10 protein-coding genes and 1 pseudogene are annotated in these 12,520 nt (G+C 70.3%); 7 read left to right on the forward strand and 4 right to left on the reverse strand.

Annotated features, from left to right (window positions below; genetic code table 11):
• Positions 1-144 precede the first annotated feature (144 nt).
• The gene (locus tag ACIP5M_RS04745) at positions 145-1,044 is read left to right on the forward strand and encodes a formylglycine-generating enzyme family protein (protein ID WP_401191898.1); all 900 of its coding nucleotides are present in this window, start codon (positions 145-147) and stop codon (positions 1,042-1,044) included.
• 87 nt (positions 1,045-1,131) lie between these two features.
• Here ACIP5M_RS04745 and ACIP5M_RS04750 read toward each other — a convergent pair whose 3' ends face one another.
• Complete coding sequence (locus ACIP5M_RS04750) at positions 1,132-3,372, reverse strand: sulfatase-like hydrolase/transferase (protein ID WP_401191901.1); 2,241 nt, start codon at positions 3,370-3,372, stop codon at positions 1,132-1,134.
• 273 nt (positions 3,373-3,645) lie between these two features.
• Here ACIP5M_RS04750 and ACIP5M_RS04755 point away from each other — a divergent pair, with 273 nt between their 5' ends.
• The 6 genes and pseudogenes from ACIP5M_RS04755 (at position 3,646) to ACIP5M_RS04780 (ending at position 9,697) form a co-directional block, all read left to right on the forward strand.
• Positions 3,646-4,482 carry a sulfite exporter TauE/SafE family protein gene (locus tag ACIP5M_RS04755; RefSeq protein WP_401191904.1) on the forward strand — a complete coding sequence of 279 codons (837 nt, stop codon included), beginning with the start codon at positions 3,646-3,648 and terminating at the stop codon, positions 4,480-4,482.
• Positions 4,483-4,548: 66 nt separating this feature from the next.
• A pseudogene (locus ACIP5M_RS04760) lies at positions 4,549-4,736 on the forward strand (molybdopterin-dependent oxidoreductase); the annotation flags it as partial.
• 359 nt (positions 4,737-5,095) lie between these two features.
• The gene (gene kdpF, locus ACIP5M_RS04765; protein WP_401191907.1) at positions 5,096-5,185 is read left to right on the forward strand and encodes a K(+)-transporting ATPase subunit F; all 90 of its coding nucleotides are present in this window, start codon (positions 5,096-5,098) and stop codon (positions 5,183-5,185) included.
• Between the two features lie 4 nt (positions 5,186-5,189).
• Positions 5,190-6,869 (forward strand): potassium-transporting ATPase subunit KdpA, encoded by a 1,680-nt coding sequence (gene kdpA, locus ACIP5M_RS04770; protein WP_401191909.1) that lies wholly within the window; start codon positions 5,190-5,192, stop codon positions 6,867-6,869.
• Positions 6,866-8,971, forward strand: coding sequence for a potassium-transporting ATPase subunit KdpB (gene kdpB, locus ACIP5M_RS04775; protein WP_401191911.1), 2,106 nt, complete (start codon positions 6,866-6,868; stop codon positions 8,969-8,971). Before kdpA ends, kdpB begins: the two co-directional genes overlap by 4 nt.
• A gap of 9 nt (positions 8,972-8,980) precedes the next feature.
• The gene (locus tag ACIP5M_RS04780) at positions 8,981-9,697 is read left to right on the forward strand and encodes a potassium-transporting ATPase subunit C (protein WP_401191913.1); all 717 of its coding nucleotides are present in this window, start codon (positions 8,981-8,983) and stop codon (positions 9,695-9,697) included.
• A 112-nt stretch (positions 9,698-9,809) separates the two neighbouring features.
• Here the strand turns inward: ACIP5M_RS04780 and ACIP5M_RS04785 are convergent, their stop codons facing one another.
• The 3 genes from ACIP5M_RS04785 to ACIP5M_RS04795 all read right to left on the reverse strand — a co-directional run bounded on the left by ACIP5M_RS04785 (position 9,810) and on the right by ACIP5M_RS04795 (position 12,508).
• Complete coding sequence (locus ACIP5M_RS04785) at positions 9,810-10,595, reverse strand: ABC transporter permease (RefSeq protein WP_401191915.1); 786 nt, start codon at positions 10,593-10,595, stop codon at positions 9,810-9,812.
• Positions 10,592-11,599: an ATP-binding cassette domain-containing protein gene (locus tag ACIP5M_RS04790; protein ID WP_401191918.1), complete on the reverse strand. Its 1,008-nt coding sequence runs from the start codon at positions 11,597-11,599 to the stop codon at positions 10,592-10,594. The genes ACIP5M_RS04785 and ACIP5M_RS04790 overlap by 4 nt, the downstream gene beginning before the upstream one ends.
• A 66-nt stretch (positions 11,600-11,665) precedes the next feature.
• Positions 11,666-12,508: a DUF4097 family beta strand repeat-containing protein gene (locus tag ACIP5M_RS04795; protein ID WP_401191924.1), complete on the reverse strand. Its 843-nt coding sequence runs from the start codon at positions 12,506-12,508 to the stop codon at positions 11,666-11,668.
• Positions 12,509-12,520 lie beyond the last annotated feature (12 nt).

Below are 12,520 nucleotides of genomic sequence, written 5' to 3' on the forward strand. Positions count from 1 at the left end.
CACGTTCACGGCCCGGCACTCCTGCGCCGACCCCCCGATCCGCGAGGCCAGGTGCCGCACCGTCCCGACGCCGTCACCCCCCCCCCGCCCCGACTCACCCCGCGCCCGGGCCCCCCGGCCGCCCGCCGTCCCGACGGAGCCGTCATGCCCGCATGCTGCACCCCCGGCCACACCCACGCCCCGACGCTCACCCTCGCGCCTGCGCCCCCGACGCCCCCGCCCTCCCGCGTGGCCCGGCAGCTGCTCAGCCTGCCCGGCGGCAGCTTCCTCATGGGTACCGACGACCCGGAGGGCTTCCCCGCGGATGCCGAGGGGCCGGTCCGCGAGGTGGTCGTGGAGCCCTTCCGCATCGCGGCCACGGCCGTGACCAACGCCCAGTTCGCCACCTTCGTCAAGGCCACCGGCCACACCACCGAGGCCGAGCGCTTCGGCTTCTCCTTCACCTTCGGGGCGTTCCTCGCCGAGGAGGTCGCCGCGGTCTCCCCGCCCGTGGCGGCCGTCCCGTGGTGGCGGGCGGTGGAAGGGGCCAGCTGGCGCCACCCCGAAGGGCCGGGCTCGCACGTCACCGACCGGCAGAACCACCCCGTCGTCCACGTGTCCTGGCACGACGCCCAGGCCTACTGCGACTGGTCCGGGACCCGCCTGCCCACCGAGGCCGAGTGGGAGTACGCCGCCCGCGGTGGTTTGGAGCAGTGCCGTTACCCGTGGGGAGACGAGCTCATGCCCGGCGGCCGCCACATGTGCAACATCTGGCAGGGCGACTTCCCGGTGCTCAACACCGCCGCCGACGGGTACGCGGGCACGGCGCCGGTGAAGTCGTTCCGGCCCAACGGCTTCGGGCTGTACAACACCGTCGGCAATGTCTGGGAGTGGTGCGCGGACTGGTTCACACCGGGCGAGGAGACCGCACGGGCGATGCGCGGCGGTTCGTACTTGTGCCACGACTCCTACTGCAACCGTTACCGGGTGGCCGCGCGCAGTTCCAATACGCCCGACAGTTCGACCGGCAACATCGGGTTCCGGGTGGCCGCCCACCCCGCGTAATCCGGTCCGACGGTCCCACGCATGCCGGAGAGGCCGTTCCGTGAGCGACGCTCCGGAACGGCCTCTCCGGCCTGTGGGCCGGAAGGTTCACTCCACTGTGACGTGGGCCAGGGCCCATGAGGTGTGGTCGAAGGACGTGCGGTTGTTGGCGTCCTCGACCACGAGGCGCAGGACACGTACCCCGCGGACGTCCAGGTCGACGCGGACCGGGCCGGTGGCCGCGGTGAGCGTGGGGGTGGTCAGCAGCAGGCGGTCGTCGCCGTAGACCTTGGCCCGGGTGGCACCGACGCTGCTCTGCTTGGCGGAGAAGTCGTCGATGCCGACGAGAGCGGTGAACCGGACGGCGGCGGCGCCGAGGTGGTAGGCGATGTCGCTGGGCGCGTGGACGCCGAGGCCCTTGGGGTACGTCGTACCGCCGAAGGAGATCAGCGGGCCGTCGCCGGCCGCGTTCTTGCCGTTGGAGGTGTCGCGCTCCACCGGTCCCCAGCCGTTGGTGGCGCTGATCCAGGGGAGGTCGGACAGGTACGAGTCGCGGACGGGAGCGGCCGGCGGGGTCGGGACGGTGCCCGCTGCCGGGTAGCGGACCGGTCCGGACGGCGTGTCGGCGGTGCCTTCCGCGGCGAGCGCCCACGCGGTCGCGGGGGTGGCGTTCGCGGGCGGGGTCACCTGCCAGGAGGTGGTGAGGCGACCGCCCGCGGCGAGCTGGTCCGTCGTGGCGGGGGAGGCGGGGGTCACGGTCCAGTCGGTGGGGGCGCGCAGGGCGAGCGCGGCGTTGGTCCAGGGCCGTGCGGAGCCGTTGTCCAGCGTGGCGGTCACGGTGAACGGCTCACCGGGGACGGCCAGAGTGGGCAGGGTCAGCGTCGTCCCGAAGGGTTTGCGGGGATAGGTGTCCTTCCAGGAGGAGCGCATCAGCGCCACGAGTTCGCCGGCCTTCGCCGCGTGCTTGTCGATGACGTTACGGGTCTCGCCGGGATCGGTGGCCAGGTCGTAGAGCTCCACCTGCCACTTGTCGTCGGGGAGGTTGTGGTCCCGCTCGGGGGCGAAGCGGACGGCCTTCCAGTTGTCCCGGCGGACCGCCTCGGCCAGCCACGTGGCGCGCTTGTTGTCCTGCGCGTTGGCCCGGCTGGTGACGCCCCACTCGTCGCGGAACCAGTACAGGTGTCCGTGGCGGGCCGAGTCGGCGCTGCCGGCGAGCAGGGGAGCGGCGGACAGACCGTCCACATCGGTGGGGGAGGGCGCGCCACCGAGCTCGGCCAGGGTGGGGAGCACGTCGGTCAGCGGCGTCGGCCGGTCGCTGGTGCCCTGCCTGACGAGGCCGGGGCCCCAGGCAATGAGCGGGATCCGTACGCCGCCCTCGTAGAGGTTGCGCTTGTAGCCGCGCAGCGGGCCGTTCGCGTCGAACAGGTCGGGGTTGACCCCTCCCTCCTCGTGGGGGCCGTTGTCGCTGGTGACGAGGACGACGGTGTCCTGCTCCAGCCCGCGGGCGCGCAGCCGGTCGACCACCTTGCCGACGAGCGTGTCGAAGTAGCTGACCTGGGCCGCGTGCCCCTTGTTCGCGGCCGTCCAGCCGCGGTCGGCGTACGCACTGGTGTCGGGTACGTCACTCGGTGCGTGCGGCACGTTCGGGGTGAGCAGCAGCAGGAACGGCTCGTCAGCGTGGGCGTCGATGTACTCCAGGGCGTGCTGCTCCAGCAGGTCGGGGGCGTACACGGCCTTGACGCCGCCGGCGTTGGCCGGGATGGGTTGCCTGGCGTCGTTGTGCCAGAGGTACTCGGGGTAGTACTCGTGGGCGTGGCTGTGGGTGATGTAGCCGTAGAACTCCTCGAACCCGCGGGCGGCCGGATGGCTCTCCTGGCCGGCCGTCTCGGGTCCGAAGCCCCACTTGCCGATCACGGCGGTCCGGTAGCCGCGCGCCCGGAGCACCTGGGCGAAGGTGGTGTCGGCGGCGGTGAGCGAGCCCTGGCCACCCGACGAGGGGTTGGCGCGCACGGTGGAGTGGCCGGTGTGCAGTCCGGTCAGCAGGGAGCAGCGGGAGGGTGCGCACACGGCGGCGGTGGAGTACGCGTCGGTGAAGCGCAGTCCCTCGGCGGCGAGCCGGTCCAGGCGGGGTGTGGTGATCAGCTTCTGGCCGTAGGCACCGAGCTCGCCGTAGCCGAGGTCGTCGGCAAGGACGACGACGAAGTTCGGTGGCCTGCTGACCTGGCCGTCCCCCGTCTCCGGGAGCGCCACCGAGGCCGCCGCCTGCTCTGACCCGGTGACGGTGGCAGTGAGGGCGGTCAGACCGAGCACGGCGGTCGAACCGGCCAGGAAGGTACGGCGGTTGGACATGGATGAATGCTCCTCGATGCGGCAGTGGACGTTCAGCCGATCATGGGTCGGGGAACCAGACCTGGACCATGCACGGGGCATGAAGACCATGTGACGGTGGGCCTCATGCGCCTCTCTGCGCCGAAGGCTTGGTGGAACCGCCGACCTTCCGGGTGCCGGCGTCGGAGGAACCTGAGATCCGTGCCGGAAGGGGTGGGCTGGTGGGGTGGGAGCCGGAGATGATGGTCCGCGAGTCGCGCGTTCCGGGCGGCCGTGACAGCAAGGGTTCCGTTCGTGAGTGCCAGATCTGATGTCCTGCCCGGCCGGGCCGGCCGCTCGGTGCCGTTGACGTTCGTATGCGGGGCAGCCGTCGGGGTGCTGGGCGGCATGATCGGTCTGGGTGGGGCGGAGTTCCGCCTGCCGTTGTTGATCAGCGTGTTCGGGTTCGCGGCCCTGTCCGCGGTGATCCTGAACAAGGCGATGAGCCTCATCGTCGTGCTGACGGCGCTGCCGGCCCGGCTGGCCGCAGTGCCCTTCGCCGAGCTCGGCTCGCACGGGACCATCGCGGTCAACCTGCTCGCCGGGAGCCTCCTGGGGGCCTGGGCAGGCGCGTCCTGGGCGGTGCGGATGCGCTCCGGCAGCCTCTACAAGGTCCTCGCGGTGCTGATGGTGGTGATGGCCGGCGCCCTGGTCTTCACGCACACCGCCGACCTGAGCGGACTCGGCCTCACCGGACCGTTGCTGGCCGTGGTGGGGGCGGTGGCCGGCTTCGGGATCGGAGTGGTCGCCGCGATCATGGGCGTCGCCGGCGGCGAGTTGCTGATCCCGACGATCGTGCTGCTGTACGGCGTCGACATCAAGATCGCGGGCAGCCTGTCCCTGCTGGTGTCGCTGCCGACCATGCTGGTCGCCTTCGCCCGGTACAGCCGCGACGGCAGCTTTGCCGTGCTGCGGGCCAACCTCCGCTTCACCCTGGTCCTCGCGGCGGGCTCCATCGCCGGCGCACTCCTGGGCGGGCTCCTCCTCGGCGCCCTTCCGGACACGGTCATCATCCCGGCGCTCGCAGTGATCCTGCTTCTCTCGGCGGTCAAGACGGCCCGCCACGCGGCGGCGGCCCACACCGCGGCCTGAGCCGGCGGGTGGTGGGTGGCGTCCTCGTACTCCTCCATAGGAACATCCGTGGTGCCCCCGCGAGCGGACGGCCACCACACCGTGCCGGCGTGGGCCGTCTCGACGGCGACTTCGGCGACACCCCGGTACTCCTCGCCACCCGCCTCGACGGGAGCGGCCTGGACGAAGCCGGAGCGCAACTCGCCGTCCCCACCGACCGGTGCGGCGCCCGTTACGTCAGCGCCGTCACTCACGTCTGGTTCGGACGCTGCCCTTCCCCAACCATGTCCGCTGATCACTTACGCCCTGGGGCGAGGGCCGCCACGTGCTGTGCTCTGAACCGCGTTCACCACCTCCGGGCAGGCCTGATTCGTCGGGGCAGCTCGCTCTCCGGCGCCGCCGGGCCGGGGCCCCCGGCGTATGGGAGCCGTTAAAGGCGCCCGGGCGGCCGTATGGAGCTCGTCAAGGACGCTCAACGCGGGGGAGCCGAGGGGTGAGATGGGCTCCGGCCACACGGCCGAATCCATTTCATCACTTCATTCCAGGAGCTCACGATGGCCGATCTGGCCTTCGTCGCCACCACCCTCGCGGTCTTCGCGCTGGTGGCAGTCGTCGCCCGAGGGGTGGCAAAGCTGTGACCGTCGAGAACATCGTCGGCCTCGCGGTCGCCGTCGCCCTGCTGGGGTACCTCGTCCTCGCCCTCGTCAAGCCGGAGAGGTTCTGAGCAGATGGGTCCCCAGATCGCCGGCGTGCTCCAGCTGCTGGCCCTGATCGCCGCCCTCGCCCTCGTCCACCGCCCGCTGGGCGACTACATGGCCCGGGTCTACTCCTCCGAGAAGCAGTACAAGCCGGAGAAGTGGATCTACAAGGTCATCGGCGCCAACCCGTCCACCGAGATGCGCTGGCCCGCCTACCTGCGCGGTGTCCTGGCCTTCTCGGCGGTGAGCGTCCTTTTCCTCTACGGTCTGCAGCGCCTGCAGGGTTCCCTGCCCGGCTCGCTCGGTTTCGCCTCGATCGACCCGGACCAGGCCTTCAACACCGCCGCCTCCTTCGTGGCGAACACCAACTGGCAGTCGTACTCCGGTGAGCAGGCCATGGGCCACGTCGTGCAGACCGGCGGCCTGGCGGTGCAGAACTTCGTCTCGGCCGCGGTCGGCATGGCCGTCGCGGTGGCCCTCGTGCGGGGCTTCGCGCGCTCCCGCACCGGTGAGCTCGGCAACTTCTGGGCCGACCTGGTGCGCGGCACCGTCCGCATCCTGCTGCCCATCGCCGTGCTCGGCGCGCTCGTCCTGGTCGCCTGCGGTGCGATCCAGAACTTCGCCGGGATCCATGAGGTCGGGCAGTTTTCGAGTGAGCACGGCATGGGCGGGACACAGCAGTGGAACGGCGGGGCGGTGGCCTCGCAGGAGGTCATCAAGGAGCTGGGGACGAACGGCGGCGGCTACTTCAACGCCAATTCGGCCCACCCCTTCGAGAACCCGAACCCGTTCTCGAACCTCTTCGAAGTGTTCCTGATCCTGGTCATCCCGTTCTCGCTGACCCGGAGCTTCGGCAAGCTCGTCGGCAGCGTGAAGCAGGGCTACGCGATCCTCGCGACCATGGCGGTCGTCTGGATCGGCTTCACCGCCCTGATGATGTGGACCGAATTCGCAGGCAAGGGTCCCGCTTTCGAGATCGCGGGCGGGGCGATGGAGGGCAAGGAGACCCGGTTCGGCATCGGCGCCTCGTCGATCTTCTCGGTCGCGACCACGCTGACCTCGACCGGTGCGGTGAACTCCTTCCACTCCTCGTACACGGGCTTCGGCGGCGGGATCCAGCTGCTGGGCATGCAGCTGGGTGAGATCGCGCCCGGCGGCGTCGGCTCCGGGCTCTACGGCATGCTGGTCATGGCGATCATCGCGGTGTTCATCGCGGGCCTGATGGTCGGCCGGACGCCGGAGTACCTGGGCAAGAAGATCGGCACCCGCGAGATCAAGTTCGCGGCCTGCTACATCCTCGTCACGCCCGCGCTGGTCCTCGGCTTCACCGCCGCCGCCATGGCGCTGCCCACCCCGGTGAACTCGATGACGAACACCGGCGCGCACGGCTTCTCCGAGATTCTCTACGCCTACACCTCGGGCGCCAACAACAACGGATCCGCCTTCGCGGGCCTGAACGCCGACACGCAGTGGTTCAACAGCACCATCGGCATCGCCATGCTGCTGGGCCGCTTCCTGCCCATGGTGTTCGTCCTCGCCCTGGCCGGGTCCCTCGCCGAGCAGAAGCCCGTACCGGAGACGGCGGGCACGCTGCGCACCGACAAGCCCCTCTACGCCGGGCTGCTCGTCGGAACCATCCTCATCGTCACCGGCCTGACCTACTTCCCCGCCCTCGCGCTGGGTCCGCTCGCTGAAGGACTCGCCTCATGAGCACCATGACTCCGACCCGTGCACCGCACGACGACATCCCCACCGGGAACGAGCCCGCCGGACGGGTGGGCGGCGGCCTCTTCGACCCCAAACAGCTGGTCACGTCCTTCCCGGACGCGATCCGCAAGCTCGACCCGCGCGTGATGATCAAGTCGCCGGTCATGTTCGTGGTCCTCGTCGGCTCGGTGGTCACCACCGTGCTGGCGGTGAAGGACCCGACGGACTGGTTCGGGTGGGCGATCACGCTCTGGCTGTGGCTGACCACGATCTTCGCCAACCTCGCGGAGGCGGTGGCCGAGGGCCGCGGCAAGGCCCAGGCCGACACCCTGCGCAAGGCCAAGACCGACACGGTGGCCCGCCGCCTGACCAAGGACGGCGGCGAAGAGGCCGTACCCGGCACCGAGCTCAGGATCGGTGACTTGGTGGTCTGCGAGTCCGGCGACATCATCCCCGGCGACGGCGACGTCGTCGAGGGTGTCGCCTCGGTGGACGAGTCCGCGATCACGGGGGAGTCCGCTCCGGTGATTCGGGAGTCCGGCGGTGACCGCTCGGCCGTCACGGGGGGCACGAAGGTGCTCTCCGACCGGATCGTCATCAAGATCACGACCAAGCCCGGCGAGACCTTCATCGACCGGATGATCAACCTGGTCGAAGGCGCGGCCCGGCAGAAGACGCCGAACGAGATCGCCCTCAACATCCTGCTGGCGTCCCTCACGATCGTCTTCCTGCTCGCGGTCTTCACACTGAAGCCGTTCGCGATCTACGCGGGCGCCGACGAGCAGACCTCGATGATCGTGCTGACCGCGCTGCTGGTCTGCCTGATCCCGACCACCATCGGGGCGCTGCTGTCCGCCATCGGCATCGCGGGCATGGACCGGCTCGTCCAGCGCAACGTTCTGGCGATGTCCGGCCGGGCTGTCGAGGCCGCCGGTGACGTGTCCACGCTGCTGCTGGACAAGACCGGCACCATCACCCTCGGCAACCGGCAGGCGGCCGAGTTCGTCCCGGTCAAGGGCACCACGAAGGCCGAGCTCGCCGACGCCGCCCAGCTGTCCTCCCTCGCGGACGAGACCCCGGAGGGCCGCTCCATCGTCGTGCTGGCGAAAGAGGAGTACGGGCTGTGCGAGCGGCACCAGGGCGAGCCGGCGCACGCGGAGTGGATCGCGTTCACCGCCCAGACCCGCATGTCGGGTGTGGACGTCGACGGCAGGAAGATCCGTAAGGGTGCCGCCGGCTCCGTCATCGCCTGGGTGAAGGAGCGCGGTGGCCTGATCACCGGCGAGGCGGGGTCCCTGGCCGACACGATCTCGCAGGCGGGCGGCACACCACTGCTGGTGGCCGTGGAGGACGAGAACGGGGCTCGGGTCCTGGGTGTGGTCCACCTGAAGGACGTGGTCAAGGAGGGCATGCGGGAGCGGTTCGAGGAGCTGCGCCGCATGGGCATCAAGACGGTCATGATCACGGGTGACAACCCGCTGACCGCCAAGGCGATCGCCGAGGAGGCGGGCGTCGACGACTTCCTCGCCGAGGCCACTCCCGAGGACAAGATGGCCCTCATCAAGCGCGAACAGGCCGGCGGGAAGCTGGTCGCGATGACGGGCGACGGCACGAACGACGCACCCGCCCTGGCGCAGGCGGATGTCGGCGTGGCCATGAACACGGGCACCTCGGCTGCCAAGGAGGCCGGGAACATGGTGGACCTGGACTCCAACCCGACCAAGCTCATCGAAATCGTGGAGATCGGCAAACAGCTCCTGATCACCCGTGGCGCGCTGACGACCTTCTCGATCGCCAACGACGTGGCGAAGTACTTCGCCATCATCCCGGCGATGTTCGCGGTCGCCTACCCGGGTCTGGACAAGCTCAACATCATGGGCCTGGCCTCGCCCGAGTCCGCGATCCTGTCCGCCGTCATCTTCAACGCGCTGATCATCATCGCGCTGGTGCCGCTCGCCCTGAAGGGCGTGCGGTACAAGCCGACCAGCGCCGACAAGATGCTGCGCCGCAACCTGGGCCTCTACGGACTCGGCGGCCTGATCGCCCCGTTCATCGGCATCAAGCTCATCGACCTGCTCATCTCCCTCATCCCCGGAATCGGCTGAGACACGACCATGAACAACACCGTCGCCAACACAGCGCGCCTGATCGGCGCGGGACTGCGCGCCCTGCTGGTCCTCACCGTCATGTGCGGCGTGCTCTACCCGCTCGCCGTCACCGGGATCGCCCAAGGCCTGTTCAACGACAAGGCCAACGGCTCCGAGATCAAGGACGCGAGCGGCAAGGTCGTCGGCTCCTCCCTCATCGGACAGACCTACGACCTGCCCAAGAGCAACCCGAACGACGCCGAAGAGGCCGCCAGGCCAGACCTCAAGTGGTTCCAGCCGCGCCCCTCCAACGGACTGGGCGCCAACAGCGTCAACACCCGGTACTCGCTGATCCTGTCCGGCGCCACCAACCGCTCCGGCGACAACGGTGCCGTGGACGGCCAGTGCACCGAGGACGCCGAGGAGGGCACCCTCTGCGCCCAGGTCATCACCGCCAAGGAAGCCGTCGTCGCGGACAACTCCACCGCGACCTACGAGGTCAAGCCCGAGGACGTGCCCGCCGACGCCGTCACCTCCTCCGGCTCCGGCCTGGACCCGCACATCTCCCCGGCCTACGCCGAGCTCCAGGTACACCGGGTCGCCGAGCAGAACAAGCTCGAGGTCAAGCAGGTGGAGAAGCTCGTCAGCGACCACACCGAGGGCCGCACCCTCGGCTTCATGGGCGAACCCCGCGTCAACGTCCTCGAGCTCAACATCGCGCTCAAGGCCCTGACCGGGCACTGATTTGCCCCGCGGCAGATGGACGGGATGGGGCGGCGCGCCCCGACGTGGTGTCGGAGTGCGCCGCCCCTCGGGCGGGACGCGCTGCGGGAGGCGACCCGCGCGCTCGCGTCGCCTACTTCGGGTCCCGCTTGAAGGATGCGGTCGACCAGCGGTAGCCGAGTGCGGCCAGGGCGAGGGACCAGGCGATGGCGAGCCATCCGTTGTGGCCGATCTCGGTGCCGAGCAGCAGCCCGCGCAAGGTCTCGATGGCCGGGGTGAACGGCTGGTACTCGGCGATCGGCTGAAACCAGCCCGGCATCGAGTCGATCGGGGTGAACGCGCTGGAGATGAGCGGCAGGAGGATCAGCGGTGTGGCGCTGTTGCTGGCGGCCTCGGCGTTCGGGCTGGCCATGCCCATCCCCACCGCGATCCAGGTGAGCGCCAGGGCGTAGAGCGCGACCAGGCCGAAGGCGGCGAGCCACTCCAGGACGGTGGCATCGGTGGAGCGGAAGCCGATGGCCACGCCGACGGCACCGACGAGGACCACGCTGGCGACCGTCTGCAGGACGCTGCCGACGACGCGCCCGATGAGCACGGAACCCGGGTGGATGGCCATCGTGCGGAAGCGGGCGATGATGCCCTCGTTCATGTCGGTGGCGACGGAGACCGCGGCCCCGATGACGGTGCTGCCGACGGTCATCAGCAGGATGCCCGGGACGACGTAGGCGATGTAGTCGGAACGGTCGCCGCCGCCGATGCCGCCGCTCATCGCGCCACCGAAGATGTAAACGAAGAGCAGGAGCAGCATGATGGGCGTGAGCAGCAGGTTCAGGGTGAGCGACGGGTAGCGCCGGGCGTGCAGGAGGTTGCGGCGCAGCATCGTCGACGAATCGCGTACGGCGAGGGACAGGGAGCTCATCGGCCGGTCTCCTTGGGCGCGTTGGGAACGTGGATGCCGCTGGTCAGGGCGAAGAACACGTCGTCGAGGTCGGGGGTGTGCACGGTCAGCTCGTCGGCCTCGATGGCGGCCGCGTCCAGCCAGTCGAGGAGGGAGCGCAGTTCGCGCTGGCTGCCGTCGCTGGGGATCTGGAGGGCGAGGGATTCGTCGTCGCGGGTTGCCTCGCGCAGGGCGAGGGCGGCGGACTGGTAGGCGACCGGGTCGGTGAAGCGGAGCCGGACGTGGCCGCCGGGGATCAGCCGCTTGAGCTCCTCCGCGGTGCCGTGGGCGGCGATCTTGCCGTCGTTGAGCACGGCGATGCGGTCGGCGAGTTCGTCGGCCTCCTCCAGGTACTGGGTGGTGAGGAAGACGGTGACGCCGTCGGAGACCAGCTCGCGGATGATCTGCCACATGGTGTGGCGGGAGCGCGGGTCCAGGCCGGTGGTCGGCTCGTCGAGGAAGATGATCCGCGGGTTTCCGACCAGCGTCATCGCGATGTCGAGCCGGCGCCGCATACCGCCGGAGTAGGTGGAGGCCGGCTTCTTCGCCGCCTCGACCAGGTCGAAGCGCTCCAACAGCTGGGCCGCGACGCGCCGTCCCTCGCGCTTGGACAGGTGGTGCAGGTCCGCCATGAGGAGCATGTTCTCCTCACCGGTGATCAGGCCGTCGACGGCGGAGAACTGCCCGGTGACACCGATCGCGGCGCGGACCGACTGCGGGTCGCCGGCGAGGTCGTGGCCGGCGACGCGGATCTCACCGGAGGCGGAGTCGGCGGAGATCAGGGTGGAGAGGATCTTGACGGCGGTGGTCTTGCCGGCGCCGTTCGGACCGAGCAGCGCGAAGACGGTGCCTGCCGGGATGTGCAGGTCGATCCCGTCGAGGACGCGCTTGTCGCCGTACGACTTGCGCAGGCCGACGGCGGAGACGGCGGCGGGCGATTCCTGGCCGCCGCCTCGCCTGGACGTGGACATGACAGATGAAGGCATGTGGCCCTCCCTTTCGAAGGCTGAAGCGGCAGGGGCTCGGCGAATTGGCGGGGTTCGGGTCCGTGTTCAGGCCGTGGCGCGGCGGACGTCGATGTTCCCGTGCCGGGTGCGGGCGCGGATCTTGACGGTGTCCTCGGTCTCCCCCGGGGTCTCGGACGCGGTGAGCGTGTTGCGCACCTGGCCGGAGCCGGCGTTGACGTCGAGCCAGGCGGCCGTGCCCTCGCGAACGCCGACCTCGATGGCTCCGTACGAGGTCTCCAACTGGGCGGTGCCGCGGGCCACTTCGCCCACCCGCAGGGTGCCGTGGGCGGTGGTGGCGGTGACCGAGTCCCCGGCGCGCCGGATCTCGATGTCGCCGTGGGCGCCACTCACCCGCAGCTCGCCGGTCGCGGCGCCGACGGTCGTGGTGCCGTGCGAGTTCTTCAGGACGGCGGGGCCGTCGACGGTGCCGACGCGCAGGCTGCCGGAGCTGGTGGTGATCTCGGCCATGCCCTCGATGCGGTCCACCGTGATGGAGCCGTGCGACGCGGTCAGCTTCAGCGGGCCGGTCGCATCGAGGCGGACGTCGCCTGACGAGGTCTTCACGCGGACCTCGCCGAGCCGGCCCTCGCCGAGCACCTGGGTCCAGGCGCCGGTCACATCGATGCTCGAGCCCGTGGGCAGTTCGACCGTCACGTCGACGACGCCGGTGCGGCCGAACAGGCTGGACTTGGGCGTCCTGACGGTCAGCGCGCCGCTCGCGTACGTGACCTCGGTCTGGTCGGACGTCCGCACGTCCAGGTCCTTCTTCGGGTCGCGGGGCCGCACCTCGACCACGGTGTCGGGGCGGGCGCCCGCGGTGAACTGGATGGAACCGGCCTCCACGCGTGCGGTGACCGAGATCGCTTCTGGAGTGTCGAAAGAAGGCATGGCTGTCCCGTC

The organism is Streptomyces sp. NPDC088762, assembly GCF_044750905.1.
GTDB lineage: Bacteria > Actinomycetota > Actinomycetes > Streptomycetales > Streptomycetaceae > Streptomyces.

What these genes read in the sequence shown, in the direction of transcription:
- ACIP5M_RS04790 (WP_401191918.1), bottom strand. Translation starts at nt 11,599, where the DNA reads ATGCCTTCATCTGTCATGTCCACGTCCAGGCGAGGCGGCGGCCAGGAA.
- ACIP5M_RS04795 (WP_401191924.1), bottom strand. Translation starts at nt 12,508, where the DNA reads ATGCCTTCTTTCGACACTCCAGAAGCGATCTCGGTCACCGCACGCGTG.
- kdpB (WP_401191911.1), top strand. Translation starts at nt 6,866, where the DNA reads ATGAGCACCATGACTCCGACCCGTGCACCGCACGACGACATCCCCACC.
- ACIP5M_RS04780 (WP_401191913.1), top strand. Translation starts at nt 8,981, where the DNA reads ATGAACAACACCGTCGCCAACACAGCGCGCCTGATCGGCGCGGGACTG.
- ACIP5M_RS04750 (WP_401191901.1), bottom strand. Translation starts at nt 3,372, where the DNA reads ATGTCCAACCGCCGTACCTTCCTGGCCGGTTCGACCGCCGTGCTCGGT.
- ACIP5M_RS04785 (WP_401191915.1), bottom strand. Translation starts at nt 10,595, where the DNA reads ATGAGCTCCCTGTCCCTCGCCGTACGCGATTCGTCGACGATGCTGCGC.
- ACIP5M_RS04745 (WP_401191898.1), top strand. Translation starts at nt 145, where the DNA reads ATGCCCGCATGCTGCACCCCCGGCCACACCCACGCCCCGACGCTCACC.
- kdpA (WP_401191909.1), top strand. Translation starts at nt 5,190, where the DNA reads ATGGGTCCCCAGATCGCCGGCGTGCTCCAGCTGCTGGCCCTGATCGCC.